The organism is Arthrobacter sp. UNC362MFTsu5.1 (assembly GCF_000685965.1).
Taxonomy (GTDB): Bacteria; Actinomycetota; Actinomycetes; order Actinomycetales; family Micrococcaceae; genus Arthrobacter.
Map to the genome: position 1 here is coordinate 1 of NZ_JMLE01000025.1, position 22,037 is coordinate 22,037.

Sequence of the window (22,037 nt, forward strand, 5' to 3'; positions counted from 1 at the left end):
GACGTCGGTGCTCCCGCCGCCGCTTCGGCGTCGGCCGCGCCACAGCCGGCCGCACCACAGCCGGCAGCACCTGCAGCGGCACCTGTTGCCGCCCCGGCGGCTTCCGCTGGGCCTGCAGCTTCCCCAGCGCCCGCCGCCGCACCGGAACCCGCTCCGGCCGCGCCAGTACAGCCCGCGCCCGTTCAGGCCCCGCCCGTCCAGTCACCGCCGGTTCAGGCACCGCCGGTTCAGGCACCGCCGGTTCAGGCACCGCCGGTTCAGGCACCGCCGGTTCAGGCACCGCCGGTTCAGGCACCGCCCGTTCAGGCCACCAGCCCCGTGGCGGAACCCGCCACCGGACGAAGCGAGGCGCCCGCGCGCGAAACCATCACTCCGCCGCGGGTTTCCACCACCGACTGGCCCGTTGACGAGCCCTCCGCGGCAAATCGGGGCACGGCCGGCCAGGTTCCCTCCCGCTCCGCCGCTCAGCAGGTCCCGCCTGCGGCTGCTGCGGCTTCTACGCCCGCAACGCCAACACCGGCTGAACCGGCAGCGGCCGAGCGCACACCCCTGAAGTCCGAAGCGGCCCAGCCGGCCGCGGCAGGCAATCCTGCAGCCCCAGGTCCCGCCGGCGACGTCGAGGTACTGCGCCGCGCCTGGCCTGATGTCCTGCAGACCCTGAGCAAAATCAAGCGCAGCACCTGGGCCCTTGTGGAACCCAACGCCCAGGTGAGCCAGTTCGACGGCCAAGTGCTCACCCTGGCCTTCACCACGTCCGGACTGGCCGGGGCCTTCGGCCGGGCCGACCATTCGGAAAACCTTCGGCAGGCAATCCACAAGACCGTGGGGATCGACTGCCAGATCAATGCAGTGGCCGGCGGCGCCAGCAGCTCAGCGAGCTCTGAGCCAAACCCAAAAGCACCCGCTAGCCCGGAAGCTCCGGCACTCAGCCAGCAAGCTCCGGCAACGTCCGCCGACGTTGCCTGGGGTCTTGCCCCGGCGCCCGCCGCGCCGGCCGCCGGACCCGCGGTAAGCCCTGCGGTTCAGCGCCCGGCCGCCACGCCTGCCGGCGGTCAGGTCGCGGACACACCTCCGGCCCGTGCCGCCGCCGCAGCCGAACCTGCCGACGCGGTCAACGCCGCCAGCGCTGCCAACGCCGCCACCGTGACCAACGCCGCCACCGTGACCAACGCCGCCAACGCCGCCAACGCTGCCAACGCTGCCAACGAGCGTGAGTCCGTGCAGGTCCCCCCGGCACCGCGGCCTCAAGATGACGCGTCCGGTTCCTACAGCTACCCCGACGACGACTGGGGCCCGCCCCTGGACGAAGACGCTCCGCCGCTGGACGAGGAGCCGCCCATGGACTGGGCTCCGTCCGCTCCGGCGCAACCAGGTCCGGCGCAGTCCGCTCCGGCGCAGTCCCGCAGGACCTCTCCCGGCGCACCGGAACGTGCACGCACGAATAGCGGGAACTCCAGCGAACAGCCTTCCGGGCGCTCAAGTGCCGCAGACTCTTCACGTGCCGCAGCCGAACTGTCGAACGACGATCCATGGTCCCGTGCGAAGGAAGAGGCTCCGGGCGTCTGGACCGTGGGTGCCGAGTCGAACGTCGGCAAGTCCGTGGAAGATCCGGACCGCGCCGGCATGCCCGTGGTTCCGGAACCCCAGGCGCCCCGATACGAGCCGGCCACGGCCCAGTTCCCCCGGCCCGCCGGGATGCCTGACGACGCTTCGACCCGCCAACCGGACGACTCCCCGCACCCGGCCGAAATCCGGCAGCCGGTGGGTGCACTCGCTGGTGCGAACAGTTCCCCCGGTGCAGGCTGGGCAACCTCGGCGCAGTATGTTCCGGCCCCGGCCACTGACCCGTCGACAGCAATTGCCGGCCCGGATGTCCGGAGCATCGCGCCCGCGGCTGCGCCGTCGTCTTACGCGTCCGCCCCCGCCCAGGCTGCCCCGGCCCCCGCAACCGCGCCCGGCGCGGTGAAGCAAAGCCTGTACCAGCGGCTGTCCAACAGCCCCGAGGCCGAAGCCGGCCGGGCCAATGCCCCTGCGCGGCAGGCCGAGGCGGTCAAGACCTATGTCCAGGACACGCCCAGCCCGGACGACGAAACAATCGAGGAATCAAGCGTGTTTGGCCGCGCCGCCGTCGAGCGTATTCTGGGCGGAAAACTGGTGGAGGAGCGGTCGTTGGACGGCAGCCCGATCGCGCCCCGCTTCTAGACTGCCACCCGGGATATCCGGGAATCCTTCCAACAAACGAGTCAAACGAACGAGGACATTGTGTACGAAGGTGCAGTTCAAGAGCTGATCGACGAACTGGGCCGGCTCCCCGGCGTGGGGCCCAAATCCGCCCAGCGGCTAGCTTTCCATATCCTCGAGGCGGACCCGCAGGACATGAAGCGGCTCGTCGAGGCCATCACCACGGTGAAGGAACGGGTGAAGTTCTGCACGGTCTGCGGCAACGTCACGGAGCAGGAATTGTGCAACATCTGCCGCGACCCGCGCCGGGATCCGTCGGTCATCTGCGTTGTGGAGGAGTCCAAGGACGTCCTGGCTGTCGAGCGCACACGTTCCTTCCGGGGCCGGTACCACGTCTTGGGCGGAGCGATTAACCCCATCGCCGGAGTCGGTCCGGAGCAGCTGCGCATCCGGGAACTCCTTACCCGGTTGAACGACGGCGCCATCCAGGAAATCATCATCGCCACCGACCCCAATCTCGAGGGCGAGGCCACCGCCACCTACCTGGCCAGGATGCTGAAGTCGATCGGCATCACTGTCACCAGGCTCGCCTCGGGCCTGCCGGTGGGCGGAGACTTGGAATACGCCGATGAGGTCACCCTGGGGCGCGCCTTCGAGGGCCGCCGCAACGCCCTGAGTTGATCCGGATAGCGACGGCACACCATGGAACTGTTTCCCGCCATCGTCACTGAACGCCTGGAACTGCGCCTCGTGGCGGAAGCCGACGCCGCCGCGCTCCGAGGATTCCGGGGTCATCCCGGCGCGGTCCGCTATTTGTCGCACCATCCTCTGACGGCGGGGCAGACGGACCGGCTCCTCGCTGAACTCCTGGTCCGTGCTGAACGCTCCACGGCCGATTGGTTCCACTACGCCTGGGCGGTGGTGCTCCGCTCGACCGGCACGGTGATCGGCGACGCCCGCACATGGAACACAGCCGAGCCGCCTCTGCCCGGCGGCATTCCTGCGGACTTTGCCAGCCTCGGCTACCTCATCCACCCGGACCACCACGGCAAGGGGTACGGCAGCGAAGCCGCCGGGGCTCTGGTCCGCTGGCTCTTCACCAGGCGAGGAACGAACGCCATCTACGCCGGCGTCTACGAACCGAATACTGCTTCGCGGCGCCTCCTGGAAGGCCTCGGCTTCGTCCAGGATCACTACTTCACCGCCGCCCAGGATACCCATGGCAAGGGTCTGGCCTCGTGGCGCTACCGTCTTGACCGTACGGCGTGGCACCTCGTTGAAGATGACTAGCGGGAGGCCACCATGCGGTCACAATTCAGCGCGGCGCTATTCCCGGCGATAAACTGGGCACATCAGTTACGCCGTCGCGCCGTTTTTGGTTGCTTGGCCCCGGAACCCCGATTTGATGCAGTGAGGGTGCGCGCATGAGTATGCCCACTACCGAAGTGAAAACCGAGAACCAGCCCGGCGTGCTGCCTGTCGCTACCGCCCGCACCAAGCAGCTCATCGTGCAAAAGTTCGGCGGCTCATCGGTTTCCGACGCTGACGGCATCAAACGGGTTGCCAAGCGCGTCGTCGACGCACAACGGGCCGGCAATGAAGTCGTCGTGGTGGTCTCGGCCATGGGTGACACCACCGACGAACTGCTGGACCTCGCCGCACAGGTCACCGATGCTGCGCCCGCACGTGAAATGGACATGCTCCTCTCCGCCGGTGAGCGCATTTCGATGGCCCTGGTGGCCATGGCCATCAACAAGCTCGGCGCCTCCGCCCAGTCGTTCACGGGCTCGCAGGCCGGCATGATCACCGACGGCATCCACGGCAAGGCGCGCATCATCGACGTCGACCCGCACCGCATCCGCACCGCCCTGGACAAAGGCCACATCGCCATCGTTGCCGGTTTCCAGGGAATGAGCCGCACCACCAACGAGATCACCACCCTGGGACGCGGCGGATCCGATACCACCGCCGTGGCGCTGGCCGCAGCCCTGGACGCTGATGTTTGCGAGATCTACACGGACGTGGACGGCATCTACACGGCGGATCCCCGCGTTGTGCCCTCCGCCCAGAAGATCGACCGCATTTCCAGCGAAGAAATGCTGGAGCTGGCAGCTTCCGGCGCCAAGATCCTGCACCTGCGTTGCGTGGAATACGCGCGGCGATTCGGCGTGCCCTTGCACGTTCGTTCGTCATTCAGCCAGAACGAAGGCACCTGGGTCATGCCCGGAGCCGACGACAAGATCAAGACTCAAGAGGGAGTTGCCTTGGAGCAGCCAATCATTTCCGGCGTTGCACACGACCGTTCCGAAGCCAAGGTCACCGTGGTGGGCGTCCCGGACATCCCGGGCAAGGCCGCCGCGATTTTCCAGGTGATCGCCGACGCACACTCCAACATCGACATGATCGTCCAGAACGTCTCCACGCATGGCACGGGCCGGACGGACATTTCCTTCACGCTCCCCATCGTGGAAGGCGCCGACGCCCTCGCCGCCCTCCGTGCCGCCCAGCCGGAAATCGGCTTCGAAAGCATCGAGTACAACGAAAAGATCGGCAAGCTTTCGCTGATCGGCGCCGGCATGCGTTCCCACCCCGGCGTCTCCGCCACGTTCTTCAAGGCGCTTTCCGATGCCGGCATCAACATCAACATGATCTCGACGTCGGAAATCCGCATCTCCGTGGTGACGCACGCCGACCTGCTGGATGATGCAGTCCGGGCCATCCACAAGGCATTCGACCTGGACAGCGAAGACGAAGCAACGGTCTACGGCGGCACCGGCCGCTAAGGCAGGCCCGCCCCGGTCCCAGGACCAGCACTGAAGTACGCCAAAAAGGAACGGCACCGCGGAAATCCCGCGGTGCCGTTCCTTTTGGCGTTGGTGTGCTGCACAACGGGGTCGCAGTTCCGTTGCGCCGCAAGGGGGCTAAGTGATGTCTTCCTTGCGGACTGCGTAGTGGTGTCCCTCAGAGTCTGTCTCTACCTCGAAATGGGCCAGGTCCTCTTCGGAAGCAGCCTCAAAGTCGTCGTGCCTGTGAACAACGGGGACTGTTGGATCACCGCGTGTGGCGGGTCCAAAGAAGAACCGCAGCTTGTCAGTCTTCCTCATAAAGCGCTGTATCGCCTTTGCCACAATTCCCACCCCCTTTCCCTTGCTCGGGTCAAGCAGTGATGCATTGGCCGGTTGGTATCTGTGCCCATATTTTACGCCCGGGGACAGAAAAAGGCCCCGGCCCGCACGCCACTGTGCGGCACCCCGGTTCGCAGACTAGCGCGGTTCGCAGACTAGCGCGGTTCGCAGACTAGCGAAGGGACTTGTCCTCCGGATTCCTGGGCACCACGTACGTGCTGCCGTCCGGCCTGCGGATCGTTTCCCACTGCTGGGACTCCGCTTCCCGGCGCAAAAGCAGGGCTTTGTTCTCGTCGGTCATCTCATGGCCGAGGGCACTGCGGTTGGCCGGCCCGAAGATGGCACGGAGCTTGCCGGTGGCGCGCATGAACCTTTGGGAGGCGTTTTCCTTGTTAGCCATTGCGGGTTCCCTTCAGAACGGTCGAGTCCAATCCAGTGTACGCTAATGATTAGCCCACTAACGATTGAGAGGACGCCGATGAACCAGCGCTCGGCCGAAGCCATCGAAGCCTCTGACGAAGACCTCCTGCTGGAACACCAGCTCTGCTTCGCCCTCACGGTGGCGTCCCGTAGCGTCGTGGGCGCGTACAAGCCGGTCCTGGACACCTTGGGACTGACCCACCCGCAGTACCTGGTGATGCTGTGCCTGTGGGAATCCAGCCCCCGCACGGTGCGGGACATCAGCGATGCGCTGGCCCAGGAACCGGCCACCATATCGCCGCTGTTGCGCCGCCTCGAAGCAGCCGGCTACATCACCCGCGGCCGGGCTGCCGGCAACGAGCGCGCACTGGCAGTGGGGCTGACACCGAGCGGCGCCGCGCTCCGGCAGCGGGCGACGGCGGTTCCCGGCACCATGATGGAACGCCTTGGCCTGACCCGCGACCAGGTAGGCGCACTACACCAGGCGATGATGGATCTGATCGCCGCCACCAGGGACGCAGCCGAACGGGATGCAGGCGAACCGGACGCAGCCGATCTGGTCGCGGACGGGGATACCGGCGGGGCCTAGCCCCGCCCTGCCCGCAGCCAGGAAGGCAGTGCGGCTGGCAATCACTGCGCTGTTACGCCGACGTTCAGCTGCGTTGTGGGCCCCGTTCCGTACTTGATCAGGCCCACCCAGTTGCCCGCCGCCAGTCCAGCCCAACTGGCAGTGAGCTCACCGGTGGTGCCGTTTTCAATGCTGAGGGGGTTGGGGCTCACCGTCAGGTTTCCCGCGTCTCCGCCAAGGACCATCACCTCAACCGAAGCTGCCGTCGCCGCGCCGCCGGGGCTGGCGAACAGGTTGGTGGTCACCTTCCAGTCGCCCGCCACGGGATCCGTGATGGTGACTGCCTCGTTGGCAGCTGGCGTGGCCCCCGGATACAGGAGCCCGGCCGGGGAAACCACGTACAAATCGAAGTCCGCTGCCGGGTTGGCGGAGGTCACCGCAAACTTGGCCAGGGAGGAACCTGCCGCAACGGTGACGATCTGCACGTCGTTCGCGGCATCCTTGACCCCGGTGTACGGCCCGGGAACCAGGCTGATCGCCGTTGAGTTTGCCTTGGCGAGCCCCTTAACGGTGACGTCGATCGGCTCGGGGCTGCCGGACGTCACCGGAATGACGATGCTGCCCGTGCCGCCGGCGGAAGCGGCATTAACCACCGCCGGCGCAACGGCGGTCACTGAACGGATTGCCACCGGCGCACGGACAGTGGCTTCATCCGAGGTCCAGGTCAGCGATCCGCCAACAAAGGTGTCCAGGGCGGCGCCGGAATTCGTGAACTGCACCGTGAAGGTGGCTTTTTCTCCTTCGGCCAGGGTCAGCACGTCCGGGGTGACCTCAGCCGTGATCCCGGGGACGTCGACTTCCGCACTGTAGCTTCCGGCCGATAGCGCGGTCACTGTCCGCGTCACGGTTTGCGTGCCCGTGAGCCCGCCGATCGCAATGGAGGGCAGGTTGACGTCCTTGGCGGCCACCGGAGCAACGCCCAGCTGATAGCCCTGGCCCTGCAGGAAACCGAGCCAGTCGCTGGGGCCCGCGTCGTACACCAGCCCCGGCGTTGCCATCCGGGCCGGATCGATCTGTCCGGCACCCTGGGCAAAGACGTCGTGGACGGGAGATCCCTCGGCATCCACCATATCGTAGGCCGTGGTCATCATCGCTGATTTGACCGTCGCCGGGGACCACAGGGGGTTCTTGCCCAGCAACAGCGCCCCGAGACCGGCAATATGCGGCGCTGCCATGGACGTTCCGGACAGGAAACCGAAGTTCTGCCCGTTGGAACCGGCCGGCGAGACAGCAGCAAGGACGCCCACGCCGGGAGCTGCAATGTCCGGCTTCAAGAGGTCGCTGCTGGCCGCAAGGGTGGGCCCGCGGGAGGAGAACCCGGCGATCTGCGGGACCGGCGGCGGGTCAAGGCCCGTGGTGTCGGTGGACACCAGGCTGGCCGTCAACGTCGCGTCCGCCCCTACCGCCTCCTTGATGGCGGGATCGTCGAGGTGGACCGTGGGAACGCTGTGCAGGTCCACGTCCAGGGAGTTGGTTGTCAGGTTGACCAGGACCATGCCGACGCCGCCGGCCTGGGCCACGGTCATGCTCTTGGCCGTCCGGTCCACCACGCCGCGGTCGCAGACTACGATCTTCCCGGTTGTCTTGGCCGGGTCCAGCGTGCCGGGCGCGCACAGTGCGGCATTGGCGTCGAGGGCACCGGCGGCCTTCACCGTCACCGCGAGCGCGATCGGCGCATCCGCAACCTCAGTGGCCATGATGCTGGCGCCCGCGAACTTCTCTCCGCTGGACAGTTCCACTGTGCCGCGGAGGCTGCTGCTGTGGGTTGAGGCAGCCACGCTGGTAATCCAAGGAGCGGCATGGTTGACGGTGCCGGCCGTCGGTCCGGAATTGCCGGCCGACGCGGCCACGAAGATCCCGGCCGCTGCGGCGTTCAGGAAGGCAATGGACACCGGGTCCGCAGCGGAGTTGTTGGTGCCGGAGATGGAGTAGCTCAGGACATCGACGCCGTCCCTGATCGCATCCTCAATGGCCTCGACTGCGCTGGAGGCAAAGCAGCCGGTAGTTGCAGGGCTGGCACCCTCCCAGCAGATCTTGTAGATGGCGAGCTTTGCGCCCGGGGCAACGCCCGAACCCTTGCCGAAGTCCCGGCCGCCCACAGCCTGGCTGACATCGGTGTTACCCGCGGCGGTGCTGGCGGTGTGTGAGCCGTGGTTGTTGATGTCCAGTGGCGAGAACGTTTCCTTCGGCGAGCGCAGCCCCGGCGGTACGCCAGCCTTGAAGGCCTCATCGTAGTACCGGGCGCCGATAACCTTGCTGTTGCACTCTGTTCCGGCGAATTGGATGCCCGCCTCGCAGACGCCCGCGAAATTGCTGCCGTCCGCTTTCAGCATGGTGATCTGGTTTGTGGGCGACAGGTAGGGTTCGCCCACTTGGGGCGCTCCGGCCAGCGGCTTCACCTGTTCGCCGGCAAAGAACGGATTGCCCGGGGTGTAGCCCGTATCCAGGACACCCACGACAGTTCCCTTGCCGGCGTTGGCTGCGCCGGCAAACTGTTGCGCCCAGAGCCCGTCAGGTCCGGGCAGGCCCAGGAACTCGGTGCTGGAGTAGTCAATTTTATTCAGGCTGTCTTTAACGACAGCAAGGACGCTTCCGTCCTTGCTGAGTGCGCTGGCCTGCTCTGCGGACAGCTCCGCACTGAAGCCGTTCACCGCAAGTGTGTAGCTGTCGTCGATGGCCACGCCCTCCTCCGCGGCCAGCCTGCCTTGCTCTGACTCCAGGTGTGCCGAGTAGCGCTGGGACTCAGCGCTGCCGGCATCGAGCCTTCTGCCGTTGGACGCTGCCGTCCCGGGGATGCCTTCGATGCCGCCCGTGTAGGCAGCCAGGGGTTTGTCCTTCAGCATCACGATGTAGCGGCCGGCCTCCAGTGACGGCGTGTCTTCCGCCACAGGGTCCGCGGCCGCCCGCACTGGCGCCGCCAGCCCCTGGCCGAACATGAGTGCGATTCCCAACGCGACGGCGGCGCCAAGGCGCATGGCCGGTTTTCTGGTTTGAAGGCGGGAGTCCACAGGCGGGTGAGTCATGATGTACGGCCTCCTAGGTTGCCGGACCGGGGGCATAGCCGGTCCCACCTCCCGGATGCATCCGTCCACGTTGGCGAAACGTGGGCGTGAGGCCATACATCCAGTGATGTGAGAAACATACCGGAGTGGGGCCGCGGAATCGAGATGTTCGGGACAGATTTAATCTCCCGGCCCCCACGGTGCGCCTGGGCCGGGGGCACACCGCGGCGGCCGGGCCGAACGGCAGGGTTCATCGTGGGGCTGCGGCGATAGAATGGACCAAAATGAGGAGGACCGGTAATGCGTAAGGCATGGATTCACGCGCTCGTTCTGGTATCCGTCGCCGGTCTCGCTGCCTGCTCGCCGGGCGGTGGCGGCCCGACACCTTCCCCCTCGGCCACCTCCAGCATTGCCAGCCCCACAGCCACGCCGTCACCGGACACCGAAACAACGGTCCCGGCACCCTCTCCCCCGCCGTCGTCGGCGGCCGCCACGTCAGGGCCGGGCAAGGGGGACGCCGAGCTCGCCATCATGGTCAAGCCGTCGGAATCGGAAGCCGCACTGAACTACACACTCGTATGTAAAGACGGCGTTCCGACCGACGAAAGCAGCCACCCCTCAGCCGCCGCGGCCTGCACCGCGTTGAAGGACAACCCGGCTGTCCTGAGCCCCGCTCCCCGCGGCACCGACCAAGCCTGCACCCAGCAATATGGCGGCCCGCAGGAGGCCACTGTCACCGGGATCGTTGACGGGTCCCCGGTGGATTCATCCTTCGCCCGCAGGGACGGCTGCGAAATCGGCCTGTGGAATGCGGCCAAGGACATCCTGGGCTCCGCAGGAGGAGTTTCCTAGGCTGATGCAGATTCTGAAGCACGGCCGGCAGAAGGCGCTGCCGGCGGACGCCTGGCAGCACCTCGAAGAAGCCCATCAGACCCGGGTCAAGCGCTATGCCGACCCCTACCTTGCCCGCCGTTCGGCGGGCAAGAAACACCCTGTTGAGGATTTCCTCTTCACCTACTACACCCAGAAACCCGGCCAGCTCCTGCGCTGGCACCCGGGCGCCGGCGTCGTCCTGACCGGGCCGGAAGCCGCCGCCCGCTCCGGCTGGAAATACTACAAAATGCTCGACGACGGCGGCCTTGCCGCCGCAGGCCTGCCGGCCGGGACCACGGCCGCGACCGTTGACCTCGCCTTGTTCCTGGCCGAGCGCCGGGAAGCGTTGGAGTTCGCCGGGATCATCCTGCGCGGCACCGCGTTGCGGCCCGCCCAGTTTGGCTGCTTCGGCCTGCACGAGTGGGCGATGGTGTACCGCCAGGACAAGTTCGAGCTGCGCCACGAATACCTGAAGCTGCGCCTCGGGGCAGCAGGCACCGACCAGGTGGTGGAGGAGAACAGGATCCGGTGCTCCCACTTTGATGCCTTCCGCTTCTACACGCCCGACGCCACACCCCTGAACGAACTCACTCCGAGCCGCGACAACCAGCGGTCCATGGAGCAGCCCGGCTGCCTGCACGCCAACATGGACCTCTACAAGTGGGCCTACAAACTGGCGCCTGCCCTGCCCAGTGACCTCGTGATGGACTGCTTTGAACTGTCGTGGCGGGTCCGCGCCATGGATATGCAGGCCTCCCCCTACGACCTGGAAGAGTGGGGCTACCCGCCCATTCCGATTGAAACCGCCGCCGGCAAGGCGGAGTACGTTGAATACCAGCGGGGATTCTCCGCCGAGGCGCAGGAACTGCGCGGCCGGTTGCTGGACGCCCTGGCGCCGCTGCTCGACCGGATTGGGGACGGCGGATGACGGCCGGCGCGGACCCGGACGTGGACCTCACGGTCCGGCTGACCGAGGCTCCGGGCGCGCCGGCGCATGAGTTCCGCCTGGTGGTGCGCCGGGGAACGGTGCCGGACACTGCGGCCACCGGCTCAACGGTACCGGACCCTGCGGCGGCGATTGCCGCCGTCGAACGTTTTGGTGAGGAAGCCTTCTTCACGCCGCGGCGGGCCGACATGCTCTGCACCCAGCAGTACGGCGGCCCGCAGGTTGCCGTGGTGACGGGGATGTTCCATGGCCGCCCGGTCAACAGTCACTTCAGCCTGACCGACGGGTGCGAAATTGCGCGCTGGCGGTCCCTCGCGCCGCTCTTCGGCGGCACACCCGGATCCACCGGCCAGGTCTGAGCGAACAGGCGCACCACACAGGAACGTCCCGGGAGCCTCGCGGCTGCCGGGACGTTCCTTACTGCTGCTTACAGTGGGTGTTCGGGATTAGGACCCCGGAACGGCGTCAGCGGCAGTGATCGCCGGAGCTCCGGCAGGGTTGGACACCGCTGCGGCACCCACCTTGACGTTGACCCACGTCTTGATCCCGTTTCCGCCCAGGCTCAGGCGTCCCAGGTAGGATCCCGATTCCAGGCCGGTCCAGCTGGCTGTCGCCGTGGTGGCTGTGCCGTTGGGGGCAACGATTGGATTCGGGTTGACAGCGAGCTTCGTCTCCGGCTTTCCGGGGAACGAAACCGCCTGGACGACCGCGGAAGCGGGTCCGTTGTCCGGGGTGGAGTAGAGGTTCGCCACGATGTAGTAGGTGCCTGCACGCGGCGATTCAAGATCCAGGAACTCGCTGGCGGACGCCGTTGCTACCTGGGTTGCCACAAGTCCGCCGCTTCCGTTGGGTGCGTAGACCACCATGTCCCAGTCGACGTCGTCCGTTCCGGCCTGGATGCCCAGCCGGGCGAAGGTGGCGCCGGCGGGAACGTCCACCTTGACGAGTGCGTTGTGCTCGTCGTTCTTGGCCGCGTAGGCGCCGGGCGTCTTGGTGATGGCCGTCTCGGCCAGGGGCGCAAGCCCTTCGACTCCCACCGCGATGGGGGCGTCCGAGCCGGAAACCAGGTCCAGGGTTCCGCTGCCGGTGCCGGTGGCCGAGCTGAACGCGAATGACGGTGCGATCTGCGCGTCCACCGGACGGACCGCAATAGGCGAGCTGACCGTGCGCGGGCCCTTCCACGTCAGGGTGCCCGTGGTGAACTTGCCCACCGGCGCGCTGACGTTCTTGATGGTGAGGGTGACCTCGCGGGTCTGCCCTGCCTTGGCGAAGTTCAGCATCTGCGGCTCCACGTGGACGCTGACGCCGGGCATGTCCACCACGGGCCGGTAGGTTCCCGGCACCAGAGCTGTGATCTGGCGCTTGACCTGGATCTCGCCCACGAGGCTGCCCAGTGCAATGGAGGGCAGGTTGAGGTCGCGCGCGGCAATGGTGCCGGCCTGGGGTGCACCGGTCGCCACGCCCTGGCCGTTCAGGAAGGCCAGCCACTGCTTGATGTCCGAGTTGTACACGAGTCCCGGGTCCAGGACGCGGGTGGCGTCAATATGTCCGGCGCCGCCTTCGAACGGGTTCCGGTTGGGAGTGCCGTCGGCGTTGACCAGCGGGTAGGCGGTGGTCATCATCGCGGACTTGACCGTGGCAGGCGACCATTTGGGCTGCTTGCTGAGCACCAGGGCTCCGAAGCCGGCGATGTGCGGGGCAGCCATGGAGGTACCGGACATAAAGCCGAACTGCGCGCCGTTGTTGCCGATGGTGGAAACGCCCGCAAGGACGTTCACGCCGGGAGCCGAAATGTCCGGCTTCAGGAGGTCGCCGCCGGAGGCCAGGCTGGGTCCCCGGGAGGAGAATCCTGCCACCTGGGGCGCCGGGGAGAGCGGCTGGCCGGTGAGGTCACCTTTGAGGAGGCTCACCGTCAGCGCTGGATTGGCGGCAAGCTTGGATTTGAGTTCCAGGCTCTTGGGGGCGTTGACGTGGACGGTGGGCAGTACATGGTTGTCTGCATCTTCGGAGCTGGAGGACAGGTTGACCAGGATCATGCCCACGCCGCCCTTTGCCTGGATCTCGAGGCTCTTGGCCGTGCGGTCCACGACGCCGCGGTCACAGACGACGACCTTGCCGCTGACCTTGGCGGCGTCCAGGGTTCCCGGGCCGCACAGGTTCGCGGCCGTTGGCGCATCCGGTGCCGCAGCGTCGGCGGCAACCACCACGCCGGCGTCCTTGACTTCGGTCTTCATGATGGACGCACCGCGGTACATGCTGCCATCGGATACCTTGACCGTGCCCAGCAGATCGCTGGGGAAGGTGGAGGCTGCGACGGTGGTCAGCCACGGCGAGGCGTGGTTCACGGTGGAAACGGTGGGGCCGGAGTTGCCGGCCGAGGCCGAAACGAATACACCGGCGGCGGCGGCGTTCAGGAAGGCCAGCGCAACGGGATCCGAAGTGCTGTTGGTGTTTCCGGAGATGGAGTAGTTCAGGACGTCCACCCCGTCCTTGATGGCCGCGTCAACAGCTTCGACCGAGGCGGACGAGTAGCAGCCGCCCGTTGCGGGATTATCGTCTTCCCAGCAGACCTTGTAGACGGAGACTTTCGCGGCCGGGGCAACGCCGGAGCTCTTGCCGAAGCTGGCGCCGTCGATGACCTGTTCCACGTTGGCGTTGCCGGCAGCGGTGGTGGCCGTATGCGTGCCGTGGCTGCCAACGTCCACCGGGGAGATCAGTTCCTCCGGGGCCCGGTGTTCGGGCGTCACGTACTGACGGAAGGAGTCGGCGAAGTAGCGGGCGCCGACCACCTTGGAGTTGCAGAGCGTGCCGTCAAACGAGGCCCCCGATTCGATGCCCTTCTGACATTCGCCTTCAAAGGTGGTGCCGTCCGACTTGAGCATGGCGATCGTGCCATTCGCCGTGAGATAGGGGACGCCCACCTCGGCCTTGCCCTTGAGCGGCTGCACCGCATCCCCCTGCAGGAAAGGATTATCCGGGGCGTAGCCGGAGTCGATCACGCCGACCACCACGCCCTTGCCGGCACCGGCTTCGCCGCCGAACTGCTTCGCCCAGGCGCCCTCGCTGCCCGTGAGCTTCAGGAAGTCAGTGGTGGTGTAGTCCGGGGCGTTCTCCACATCCGGAGCCACCAGGAGCACATTGGCGTCCTTGGCAAGTTCGGTTGCCTGCAGCGCAGTGAGCTCAGCGACGAAGCCGTTGAGCGCACCAGTGAACTGCTTGGACGGGGTGACGCCCTGCTTGGACGCGACGTCACGCTGGGCCTTGCGGAGGTGTGCGTCGTACGCTTTGTAGTTCTGGCTCCCGGCATCCAGCTTGCGGCCCTGTTGCGGTTTAGTTGCCGCGATGCCGTCCGTTCCGCCCTCGTAGGCGGCCGCGGCTTTCTCAGCCAGGACGACGATGTAGCGGCCGTCCTTGTAATCTGTCGGGTTGACGTTTTTTGCCTGTTCAACCCCGCTGGGTTCGGCGGGCGCCGCGGTAGCGGGACCCACTGCAACGGAGGAGAGCAGCAGCGGGAGGCCAACAGCCAACGCTGCAGCCTTCCGGAGTCCCCCGCCCCGGACAAGGCTTATTCTGTGTGATTTCACGAGCGACTGAAACCTTTCATGAGGTACGGGTCCGGCGGCGCGGCCGGACTCGGTCAGCTGGGAAATGGCAGCCGGATCGACAGTTCCTGTCATCCGGCGAGACCAGCCGAGTCAAACAGTACAGAGTGAGAGCCGGATATGACATAGGACACAAGTATCGTTTTGCTTTTGTCATCTCGAGGCTTGCCCCGGGCATGGCTGAGGGCGGTTTCCGCGATGGAAACCGCCCTCAGTTCACGTCAAATATTCAGTTCAGAAGTTCAGTTCAAGACTTCGGGAAGCGGGCCTTACTGGCGCGGAGTCCTGACAACCTCACTGATCCACTCGCGTGTCTTCTCGTCGATGGGGCCGGCGACGTTTGTTTCGCGGGCCGCGCGATCGGCCTTGATCTTCTGGATGACCATTCGGCCCAGGCCTGCGAACACTGCCGCGGCCATGACCGGAAGAAGGACGGATCTGGGTTTCTGAGCCATGCCGCAATCCTACTGAGCGCATCAGCGCACCACCAGAGCCGGCGTCGTTCTTCACGCTCCGGCGAGTGCCGCATTTCACAGTCCACGGCCGAATGCGGCTTGACGCATTGCGCCCGGTAGAATGGGCAGGCAAGCTCGCGGAGCGCTCGTTCCCCGCTGTTCTGATGCCGCTGGTCTTATGTTTGGAGTCCGCAGTGGCTGTGAATACAGCAGCAGACCGGCGTGAGACGGCATCACTCCGCTGCGCCCTTACCCAACGCTCACGCACAGGAGTTACCGGATGCCCCGGATCGTCGTCGACGTCATGCCCAAGCCCGAGATTCTGGACCCGCAGGGGAAGGCCATCGTGGGTGCACTCCCGCGGCTGGGCTTCACTGCCTTTAGCTCTGTCCGCCAGGGCAAGCGCTTTGAACTCACTGTCGACGGCGAGGTGACCGAGGAAATCCTGGCCCAGGCCCGGAACGCCGCAGAAACCCTGCTGTCGAACCCCGTCATCGAGGATGTCGTCAACGTCGAGGTCGTCGAGGCCTGAGATGACTGAACTCCCCCTGATCGGCGAGGCAATCGCCGTCGCCGCGCACGATTCCGGTGTTCGCAAGCTCACCGGTGCGAAGATCGGCGTCGTCACCTTCCCCGGCACCCTGGATGACCGCGACGCCGCCCGTGCAGTCCGGCTGGCCGGCGGCACCGCAGTGCCGCTCTGGCACGCGGACAGCGCGCTGGGCGACGTCGACGCCGTCGTGATTCCCGGTGGATTCTCCTACGGAGACTACCTCCGCGCCGGCGCCATTGCCCGCTTTGCGCCGCTGATGTCCAAGATCATCGACGCGGCCAACTCCGACGCCAAGCTGCCCGTGCTGGGCATCTGCAACGGCTTCCAGATCCTGACCGAATCGCACCTGCTGCCCGGTTCCATGATCAAGAACGACCACCTGAAGTTCATGTGCCGTGACCAGGTCCTGCGGGTTGAAAACAGCAACACTGCGTGGACGCTCGACTACGAGGCCGGCCAGGAAATCACCGTTCCCCTGAAGAACCAGGACGGCCAGTACATCGCGGACGAGAAGGTCCTGGATGCCCTGGAGGCCGAAGGCCGCGTGGTATTCCGCTACGTGGGCTTCAACCCGAACGGCTCACGCCGCGACATCGCGGGCATCTCCAACGCCGCGGGCAACGTGGTGGGCCTTATGCCGCACCCGGAGCACGCCGTGGAGGCCGGTTTCGGCCCCTCATCCCTCGACGGGGTCGGCGGGTCCGACACCGACGGCCTCGGTTTCTTCACCTCCGTATTGAACAAGATTGTGGGAGGCGCCAAGTGAGTACCTCAGCTGAAACCGTTGGCAGGAAGTTCAACATCGACACGGTCGAGAACGCTGCCAAGACCCCGGACACCGAACTCCCCTGGGCCGAGCTGGGCCTGAAGCAGAACGAGTTCGACGAGGTTGTCAAGGTACTGGGCCGCCGCCCCACCGGCGCCGAGCTCGCAATGTACTCCGTGATGTGGAGCGAGCACTGCTCCTACAAGTCCTCGAAGAACCACCTGCGCCAGTTCGGCGAAAAGGTGACCGACGAGATGAAGAAGGACATGCTGGTGGGCATCGGCGAAAACGCCGGCGTCACCAACCTGGGCGACGGCTGGGCCGTGACGTTCAAGATCGAGTCCCACAACTCGCCGTCGTTCGTGGAGCCCTACCAGGGTGCCGCCACCGGCATCGGCGGCATCGTCCGCGACATCATCTCCATGGGCGCCCGCCCGGTGGCCGTGATGGATCCGCTGCGCTTCGGTGCCATCGACCACCCGGACACCGCCCGCGTGATGCACGGTGCCGTCGCCGGTATCGGCGGCTACGGCAACTCTCTGGGCCTGCCGAACATCGGCGGCGAAATGGTCTTCGATTCCGTGTACCAGGGCAACCCGCTGGTCAACGCGCTGGCTGTCGGCGTCATGCGCCACGAGGATATCCGCTTGGCCAACGCCTCCGGCAAGGGCAACAAGGTGGTGCTGTTCGGTGCCCGCACCGGCGGCGACGGCATTGGCGGCGCTTCGGTGCTGGCCTCGGAGTCCTTCGATGACACCAAGCCCTCCAAGCGGCCGGCCGTCCAGGTGGGCGACCCCTTCGCCGAGAAGGTCCTGATCGAGTGCTGCCTGGAGCTGTTCAAGGGTTCCCTCGTTGAGGGCATCCAGGACCTCGGCGCCGCCGGCATCTCCTGCGCCACGTCCGAGCTCGCCTCCAACGGCGACGGCGGCATGCAGGTCGAGCTGACCTCGGTCCTGCTCCGCGACCCCACGCTGACCCCGGGCGAGATCCTGATGTCCGAGTCGCAGGAACGCATGATGGCCGTGGTGACTCCCGAGAACATCGCCGCCTTCGAAGCGGTCATGGACAAGTGGGCCGTGGAGTACTCCTGGCTGGGCGAGGTGACCGACACCGGCCGCCTGATCATCACGTGGGAAGGCGAAGTCATTGTCGACGTCGACCCGCGCACCGTTGCCCACGACGGCCCGGTCTACGACCGTCCGTACGCACGCCCTGAATGGCAGGACTCCGTCCAGGCCGACCCGTTCACCGGATCGGTCCAGGACGCCGGCCGGCCCGCCGCCCCCGCGGAACTGGCCGCAGCCGTGACCGAGCTCATTGCCTCGCCGAACATGTGCAGCAAGGACTGGATCACTAACCAGTACGACCGCTACGTCGGCGGCAACACCGCGCTGGCGTTCCCGGACGACGCCGGGGTGGTCCGCGTGGACGAGGAAACCGGACTGGGCGTGGCCCTGGCCACCGACGCCAACGGCCGCTACACCTACCTCGATCCGTACCACGGCGCACAGCTCGCCCTGGCTGAGGCCTACCGCAACGTCGCCACCTCCGGCGCCGTTCCGATGGCCGTCAGCGACTGCCTGAACTTCGGCTCCCCCGAGGACCCGGATGTCATGTGGCAGCTCGCCGAGGCCATCCGCGGCCTGTCCGACGCCTGCATGGTGCTGGGCATCCCGGTCACCGGCGGCAACGTCTCGCTGTACAACCAGACCGGCACCACGCCGATCCACCCCTCCCCTGTGGTGGCAGTGCTGGGCAAGCTCGACGACGTCGCCCGCCGCACGCCGTCGGGCTGGCGCGAGGACGGCCAGGCCATCTACCTGCTGGGTACCACCGCGGCAGAACTGGACGGATCCGAATGGGCGAACATGCGCGGCCACCTCGGCGGCCTGCCGCCCAAGGTTGACCTCGCCGCCGAACGCGCGCTGGGTGAGATCCTGATCAACGCCTCCCGTGACGGCATGGTGGACTCCGCCCACGACCTCTCCGAAGGCGGCCTCGCGGCAGCCCTGGTGGAGTCCTCGCTGCGCTACGGCGTGGGTGCGCGGATTGCACTGCAGGACGTCATGGACCGCGACGGCGTGGACCTGTTCACGGCGCTGTTCTCCGAGACGCAGGGCCGCGCGGTTGTTGGTGTGCCGCGTTCCGAGGAAGTCCGCTTCACGGACATGTGCACCGCCCGCGGCTTCGCCCACACCCGCATCGGCGTGGTGGACGCAGCCAGCGGTCAGCTGGAGATCAACGGCGTGGACACCCTGTCCCTCGCCGCCCTCCGCGAAGCCCACGAGGCCACGCTGCCGAAGTACTTCGACTAATCCCGCTGCACCACTAAGCGCGAACGGCTAAGCGCGAACGGACACTTGAGGCCCCTTGTTCCAGGGCCTCAAGTGTCCGTTCGCGCTTAAGGGCTGGTCAGTCGTCGCTGCGGAGCTCCCGCTGGCGGGCGCTGAGGAGTTCGAGTTCCGGGCGGAAGGCCACGAAGCGTTCGACGGCGGTAAGCACCTCCACGAGGTGCGCGCGGTCTGCTGCCACCAGGCCCGCTCCCAGCTGCGTCCGCCGGTACTGTTCGTGGTCACCCACCTCGGCAACGGATACCTCGAAGCGCCGCTTCAGCTCCGCCAGCAGGGGACGCACCACGGAACGCTTCTCTTTGAGGCTGTGAACGTCGCCCAGGAGAATATCGAATTCGATCCATCCGATCCACATGCCATAAGCCTATCCATTGCTCCCCACCGGCACCCTCGCCTCGCAAGCAGTCGATGACGTCAGATGGTGAGTTCGCCCATCCGGTCCCAGCCGTCGCCGTCGAGCTGGCGGCTGATGATCCGGGGCGTTTCCGCGAGGGCCTGCGGCATGTCCGCCATGGCCTTCTGGAAGTGTGCGCTGTTGACGTGGTCGCCCGCGGCGTCGTCCTTGAAGGCTTCCACGAGGACGAACTCGTTGGGGTCATCCACGCTGCGGGACCAGTCGAACCACAGGTTTCCCGGCTCCTGCCGCGTCGCCTGGGTGAAGTCCTCCACCAGGCCCAGCCACTTCTCCGACCAGTCGGGCTTGACCTTGAACTTGACGACAATAAAGATCACTGGGGTTATGCCTTTCGTTGTGTTTCTGCTGTCAGGCCGCCGGCAAGGGAGTGCTCGCACTCCTCGATCGCCTCACGGGCCCATTTCTGCTGCTGGGGAGTGCCGATGCGTTCCGCCCATTGCTCGGCCAGCTGGAACTCCACCAACGCTTCGGTAAAGCGCCCGGCCTGGTGCAGCGTCCAGCCGAGGTTGTTGTGCAGCGAGACCATCCAGCGCTTGGTCCGCGGTTCGTGAACCGTGGAGGCGTACTCGAGGGCGCTGCGGGTCCAGGACTCGGCATGCGCAGGGTCGGCGATAGCCAGCATGTGCAGCGCGTCAACGGCCAGGAATTCCTCGCTGAGATGGTCCGCGAGTTCTGCGGCCTGTTCAAACAGCGGAACGGCCATTGCGGCATGGCCGCTGGAGTTCAGCAGCCGGCCGCGCTCCAGCAGCACCCGCACGGCCACGGTGGGCTCGTCGGCGTCGATCGCATCCAGGAGCGCATCGGCTTCCTCGTAGCGGCCCTGCAGGCCGATGGCCCGCCCCACCTGGGTGGCGAGTTCCGCCTGTTCGTCGGCGTCGTACTGTTCGTCTGCAGCGGCCGTCCGGAAGCGGACTTCCGATCCGGCGGGGTCTTCAAAATTCCACAGTTGGTCAAGGGTTTTCTGTTCCAGCATCCACCTGCTCCTGCTCAGCTTTCACCTGCGGCCAGTTCGTGTGCACTCCCAATGTATCGGGAAGTGACATGCCTTTGTGCACGGGCCGTGACGGCGCTGCCGGCAGCGAAAAACCAGTTCGACGGCCGGCTGAACGCTGTGATCTTCAGGAACACCCGGCCCTGACCGTCCAGCTCCACTTCAAATGCTTCCTCGCCTTGCACCGGGTGGCCGGGCAGCGTTCCGTAGCCGAAACCGGCGCTTTGCGGACCGCCGCCGGGCACCGGGCGCCGGACCCACACCACCTCGCAGGGAGCGTTGATCCGGAAAGGGCCGACGCCGAATCCGCTCACCACGCGCGCGCCGGGCCTCACGATGTCGGAGTCAGTGCGGACGCGCAGCCCGGACCGTTTCTGCAGCTGCCAGGCCAGGATGCCCTGGGCCACCCTCCGGTAAAGCGCCGGCCCTTCGCCGAGGTAGGCCTGTGTGACCACGCAGGGCATGCCGTCCGGCGGCCGGCCATGTTCGGTGGACCCGATGCCGGGGTAATCCAGGCCTCCCCGGGCAAAACGGCGGGCGCCGCGACCCAGGCGGAGGCTGCCGGTTCGGGCCTCCCCGCGGCCACGCCTCATGCGCTGTCACCCCGGGCGAGCCCTGCCCATCCAAGCTGCTCGCGCTGCTTCCTGCTCAGCGTGGCCACCACCAGGTCGTAGGAGTCCTCCACCATGTCCCGGATCATGTCGTCCGGCAGTGATCCGTCCAGCCTGACCCCGTTCCAGTGGGTTTTGTTCATGTGCCAGGCACCGGTGATCTCAGGGTGGATCGCCCGCAGCTGTTCGGCCAGCGCAGGCTCGCATTTAAGGCTCACGGACCAGTCCGCCGGGTCCATGGCGGACGCCGCGAACATCTTGGCCTCGTGCCGCGCCCCGCCCGGCACCGCCGCCCTCACCTTGAAGACTGAGGTTTCAGGCCCGAACGGGAAGTCTTCAAAAGTGCCGGGAAAGCCTAGGCAGATCGCGCGGAGGGTGGCAACGTCCATGGCACGAGCCTATCCGGACTCCTGGTGGATCAGACAGGGCATCAGATGCCCACGCGCCAGCCTTCGCGGGCGGGGCACTCGTTGACCACCACGTCCAGCCCGGCTGCCTTGGCCCGCTCCACGGCGGCGTCGTCGAAGACGCCGAGCTGCAGCCACACCGCCTTGGCACCCACGGCAATGGCCTGGTCGATGACGGCCCCCACCCTGTGCGAGTTCACAAAGCAGTCCACGACGTCGATCGGATGCTTTTCCGCGGGGATGTCCGCCAGCGATCGGTACCCCTTCTCGCCGTGGACGTCGTCGCCGGGAAGGTTGACCGGGATGATTTCCATGCCCATCCGGTCACGGATGTAGAGGGAAACGTCATACGCCGAGCGCCATTCGTTGGTGGTGAGGCCCACCACCGCCCAGGTGCCTTTGGTTCGCATGAGTCGCTCAATGACTGCCGGATCGTTAACGTGGGCCATGCATCAACCTTACTCCTGCGGCGATTCCGGCCAATCCCCGAATATATGAATGAATGGAACCGGCATGCCCGGGCGATGAAAGAATATTACAGCCCGAAAGCCCCGGATTTTGTGAAATCGTGCATCTCGGCTCTAGTAGGTAATGACCATCCCGAGCGGCCGAGAGACCTGGATCGATGAAGCCGCAGCAACCCCCGGTGACGTGAGACGACCATTCCCACGGAACTGTTCCATTCTCCTTCGATGAAGATCGAGGGAACCA

General features: G+C 66.4%; 21 protein-coding genes and 1 pseudogene. 11 read left to right on the forward strand and 11 right to left on the reverse strand.

Annotated features, from left to right (window positions below; all coding sequences use genetic code 11):
- The 4 genes and pseudogenes from BS38_RS0118930 to BS38_RS0118945 all read left to right on the forward strand — a co-directional run.
- Positions 1-2,202 (forward strand): annotated as a pseudogene (locus tag BS38_RS0118930) (DNA polymerase III subunit gamma and tau); the annotation flags it as partial.
- Positions 2,203-2,262: 60 nt separating this feature from the next.
- Complete coding sequence (gene recR / locus BS38_RS0118935) at positions 2,263-2,862, forward strand: recombination mediator RecR (RefSeq protein WP_028272227.1); 600 nt, start codon at positions 2,263-2,265, stop codon at positions 2,860-2,862.
- 21 nt (positions 2,863-2,883) lie between these two features.
- Entirely contained in the window at positions 2,884-3,471 is a 588-nt protein-coding gene (locus BS38_RS26545) for a GNAT family N-acetyltransferase (protein WP_028272228.1), read from the forward strand.
- A 134-nt stretch (positions 3,472-3,605) separates the two neighbouring features.
- Positions 3,606-4,964 (forward strand): aspartate kinase, encoded by a 1,359-nt coding sequence (locus tag BS38_RS0118945; RefSeq protein WP_028272229.1) that lies wholly within the window; start codon positions 3,606-3,608, stop codon positions 4,962-4,964.
- Between the two features lie 138 nt (positions 4,965-5,102).
- Here the strand turns inward: BS38_RS0118945 and BS38_RS0118950 are convergent, their stop codons facing one another.
- Entirely contained in the window at positions 5,103-5,285 is a 183-nt protein-coding gene (locus BS38_RS0118950) for a hypothetical protein (protein ID WP_156037185.1), read from the reverse strand.
- 193 nt (positions 5,286-5,478) lie between these two features.
- Positions 5,479-5,706 carry a hypothetical protein gene (locus BS38_RS0118955; protein ID WP_028272231.1) on the reverse strand — a complete coding sequence of 76 codons (228 nt, stop codon included), beginning with the start codon at positions 5,704-5,706 and terminating at the stop codon, positions 5,479-5,481.
- A gap of 78 nt (positions 5,707-5,784) precedes the next feature.
- Between BS38_RS0118955 and BS38_RS25680 the strand changes: the two genes are divergently transcribed.
- Positions 5,785-6,315, forward strand: coding sequence for a MarR family winged helix-turn-helix transcriptional regulator (locus BS38_RS25680; RefSeq protein ID WP_051629026.1), 531 nt, complete (start codon positions 5,785-5,787; stop codon positions 6,313-6,315).
- A gap of 41 nt (positions 6,316-6,356) precedes the next feature.
- Here the strand turns inward: BS38_RS25680 and BS38_RS0118965 are convergent, their stop codons facing one another.
- Positions 6,357-9,377, reverse strand: coding sequence for a S8 family serine peptidase (locus BS38_RS0118965; protein WP_028272232.1), 3,021 nt, complete (start codon positions 9,375-9,377; stop codon positions 6,357-6,359).
- Between the two features lie 279 nt (positions 9,378-9,656).
- On the opposite strand from BS38_RS0118965, the gene BS38_RS0118970 reads away from it, so the two are divergent.
- From BS38_RS0118970 to BS38_RS0118980, 3 genes are read left to right on the forward strand one after another with little or no spacing between them, the layout of a single operon-like run.
- On the forward strand, positions 9,657-10,208 hold the full coding sequence (locus tag BS38_RS0118970; protein WP_028272233.1) for an SSI family serine proteinase inhibitor: 552 nt from the start codon (positions 9,657-9,659) through the stop codon (positions 10,206-10,208).
- 4 nt (positions 10,209-10,212) lie between these two features.
- A complete protein-coding gene (locus tag BS38_RS0118975; protein WP_197024987.1) occupies positions 10,213-11,157 on the forward strand; it encodes a 3-methyladenine DNA glycosylase in 945 nt (314 codons plus the stop codon).
- The gene (locus tag BS38_RS0118980; protein WP_028272235.1) at positions 11,154-11,534 is read left to right on the forward strand and encodes a hypothetical protein; all 381 of its coding nucleotides are present in this window, start codon (positions 11,154-11,156) and stop codon (positions 11,532-11,534) included. The genes BS38_RS0118975 and BS38_RS0118980 overlap by 4 nt, the downstream gene beginning before the upstream one ends.
- Positions 11,535-11,621: 87 nt before the next feature.
- Here the strand turns inward: BS38_RS0118980 and BS38_RS0118985 are convergent, their stop codons facing one another.
- Both BS38_RS0118985 and BS38_RS0118990 read right to left on the reverse strand, forming a co-directional pair.
- Positions 11,622-14,759 carry a S8 family serine peptidase gene (locus BS38_RS0118985; RefSeq protein WP_028272236.1) on the reverse strand — a complete coding sequence of 1,046 codons (3,138 nt, stop codon included), beginning with the start codon at positions 14,757-14,759 and terminating at the stop codon, positions 11,622-11,624.
- Between the two features lie 287 nt (positions 14,760-15,046).
- Positions 15,047-15,232: a hypothetical protein gene (locus BS38_RS0118990; protein ID WP_028272237.1), complete on the reverse strand. Its 186-nt coding sequence runs from the start codon at positions 15,230-15,232 to the stop codon at positions 15,047-15,049.
- Between the two features lie 280 nt (positions 15,233-15,512).
- Here BS38_RS0118990 and purS point away from each other — a divergent pair, with 280 nt between their 5' ends.
- The 3 genes from purS to purL are packed head-to-tail and all read left to right on the forward strand — an operon-like array spanning position 15,513 to position 18,866.
- Positions 15,513-15,764 carry a phosphoribosylformylglycinamidine synthase subunit PurS gene (purS, locus tag BS38_RS0118995; protein ID WP_011690410.1) on the forward strand — a complete coding sequence of 84 codons (252 nt, stop codon included), beginning with the start codon at positions 15,513-15,515 and terminating at the stop codon, positions 15,762-15,764.
- Between the two features lies 1 nt (position 15,765).
- Positions 15,766-16,551 (forward strand): phosphoribosylformylglycinamidine synthase subunit PurQ, encoded by a 786-nt coding sequence (purQ, locus tag BS38_RS0119000; RefSeq protein ID WP_028272238.1) that lies wholly within the window; start codon positions 15,766-15,768, stop codon positions 16,549-16,551.
- Entirely contained in the window at positions 16,548-18,866 is a 2,319-nt protein-coding gene (purL, locus tag BS38_RS25685) for a phosphoribosylformylglycinamidine synthase subunit PurL (protein ID WP_043439278.1), read from the forward strand. Before purQ ends, purL begins: the two co-directional genes overlap by 4 nt.
- Positions 18,867-18,963: 97 nt before the next feature.
- Here the strand turns inward: purL and BS38_RS0119010 are convergent, their stop codons facing one another.
- The 6 genes from BS38_RS0119010 to BS38_RS0119035 are packed head-to-tail and all read right to left on the reverse strand — an operon-like array spanning position 18,964 to position 21,775.
- Positions 18,964-19,257, reverse strand: coding sequence for a DUF503 domain-containing protein (locus tag BS38_RS0119010; RefSeq protein WP_028272239.1), 294 nt, complete (start codon positions 19,255-19,257; stop codon positions 18,964-18,966).
- Between the two features lie 59 nt (positions 19,258-19,316).
- Positions 19,317-19,634, reverse strand: coding sequence for a putative quinol monooxygenase (locus BS38_RS0119015; protein WP_028272240.1), 318 nt, complete (start codon positions 19,632-19,634; stop codon positions 19,317-19,319).
- A gap of 5 nt (positions 19,635-19,639) precedes the next feature.
- Complete coding sequence (locus tag BS38_RS0119020) at positions 19,640-20,290, reverse strand: hypothetical protein (protein WP_028272241.1); 651 nt, start codon at positions 20,288-20,290, stop codon at positions 19,640-19,642.
- A 14-nt stretch (positions 20,291-20,304) separates the two neighbouring features.
- Positions 20,305-20,901, reverse strand: a complete 597-nt coding sequence (locus BS38_RS0119025; RefSeq protein WP_081818976.1) for a DUF1990 family protein — start codon at positions 20,899-20,901, stop codon at positions 20,305-20,307.
- Positions 20,898-21,308, reverse strand: coding sequence for an MmcQ/YjbR family DNA-binding protein (locus BS38_RS0119030; RefSeq protein ID WP_028272243.1), 411 nt, complete (start codon positions 21,306-21,308; stop codon positions 20,898-20,900). Before BS38_RS0119030 ends, BS38_RS0119025 begins: the two co-directional genes overlap by 4 nt.
- A 41-nt stretch (positions 21,309-21,349) precedes the next feature.
- Positions 21,350-21,775 carry a CoA-binding protein gene (locus BS38_RS0119035; protein ID WP_028272244.1) on the reverse strand — a complete coding sequence of 142 codons (426 nt, stop codon included), beginning with the start codon at positions 21,773-21,775 and terminating at the stop codon, positions 21,350-21,352.
- Between the last annotated feature and the right edge of the window lie 262 nt (positions 21,776-22,037).

Excerpts from the sequence above, each read along its gene's own strand:
- purS (WP_011690410.1), top strand. The coding sequence starts at position 15,513 with ATGCCCCGGATCGTCGTCGACGTCATGCCCAAGCCCGAGATTCTGGAC.
- BS38_RS0118965 (WP_028272232.1), bottom strand. The coding sequence starts at position 9,377 with ATGACTCACCCGCCTGTGGACTCCCGCCTTCAAACCAGAAAACCGGCC.
- BS38_RS0118980 (WP_028272235.1), top strand. The coding sequence starts at position 11,154 with ATGACGGCCGGCGCGGACCCGGACGTGGACCTCACGGTCCGGCTGACC.
- BS38_RS0119020 (WP_028272241.1), bottom strand. The coding sequence starts at position 20,290 with ATGCTGGAACAGAAAACCCTTGACCAACTGTGGAATTTTGAAGACCCC.
- BS38_RS26545 (WP_028272228.1), top strand. The coding sequence starts at position 2,884 with ATGGAACTGTTTCCCGCCATCGTCACTGAACGCCTGGAACTGCGCCTC.
- BS38_RS25680 (WP_051629026.1), top strand. The coding sequence starts at position 5,785 with ATGAACCAGCGCTCGGCCGAAGCCATCGAAGCCTCTGACGAAGACCTC.
- BS38_RS0118970 (WP_028272233.1), top strand. The coding sequence starts at position 9,657 with ATGCGTAAGGCATGGATTCACGCGCTCGTTCTGGTATCCGTCGCCGGT.
- BS38_RS0118955 (WP_028272231.1), bottom strand. The coding sequence starts at position 5,706 with ATGGCTAACAAGGAAAACGCCTCCCAAAGGTTCATGCGCGCCACCGGC.
- BS38_RS0118945 (WP_028272229.1), top strand. The coding sequence starts at position 3,606 with ATGAGTATGCCCACTACCGAAGTGAAAACCGAGAACCAGCCCGGCGTG.
- BS38_RS0118950 (WP_156037185.1), bottom strand. The coding sequence starts at position 5,285 with ATGAGGAAGACTGACAAGCTGCGGTTCTTCTTTGGACCCGCCACACGC.
- purQ (WP_028272238.1), top strand. The coding sequence starts at position 15,766 with ATGACTGAACTCCCCCTGATCGGCGAGGCAATCGCCGTCGCCGCGCAC.
- BS38_RS0118975 (WP_197024987.1), top strand. The coding sequence starts at position 10,213 with ATGCAGATTCTGAAGCACGGCCGGCAGAAGGCGCTGCCGGCGGACGCC.
- BS38_RS0119030 (WP_028272243.1), bottom strand. The coding sequence starts at position 21,308 with ATGGACGTTGCCACCCTCCGCGCGATCTGCCTAGGCTTTCCCGGCACT.
- BS38_RS0119035 (WP_028272244.1), bottom strand. The coding sequence starts at position 21,775 with ATGGCCCACGTTAACGATCCGGCAGTCATTGAGCGACTCATGCGAACC.
- BS38_RS0118990 (WP_028272237.1), bottom strand. The coding sequence starts at position 15,232 with ATGGCTCAGAAACCCAGATCCGTCCTTCTTCCGGTCATGGCCGCGGCA.
- BS38_RS0119025 (WP_081818976.1), bottom strand. The coding sequence starts at position 20,901 with ATGAGGCGTGGCCGCGGGGAGGCCCGAACCGGCAGCCTCCGCCTGGGT.
- BS38_RS0119010 (WP_028272239.1), bottom strand. The coding sequence starts at position 19,257 with ATGTGGATCGGATGGATCGAATTCGATATTCTCCTGGGCGACGTTCAC.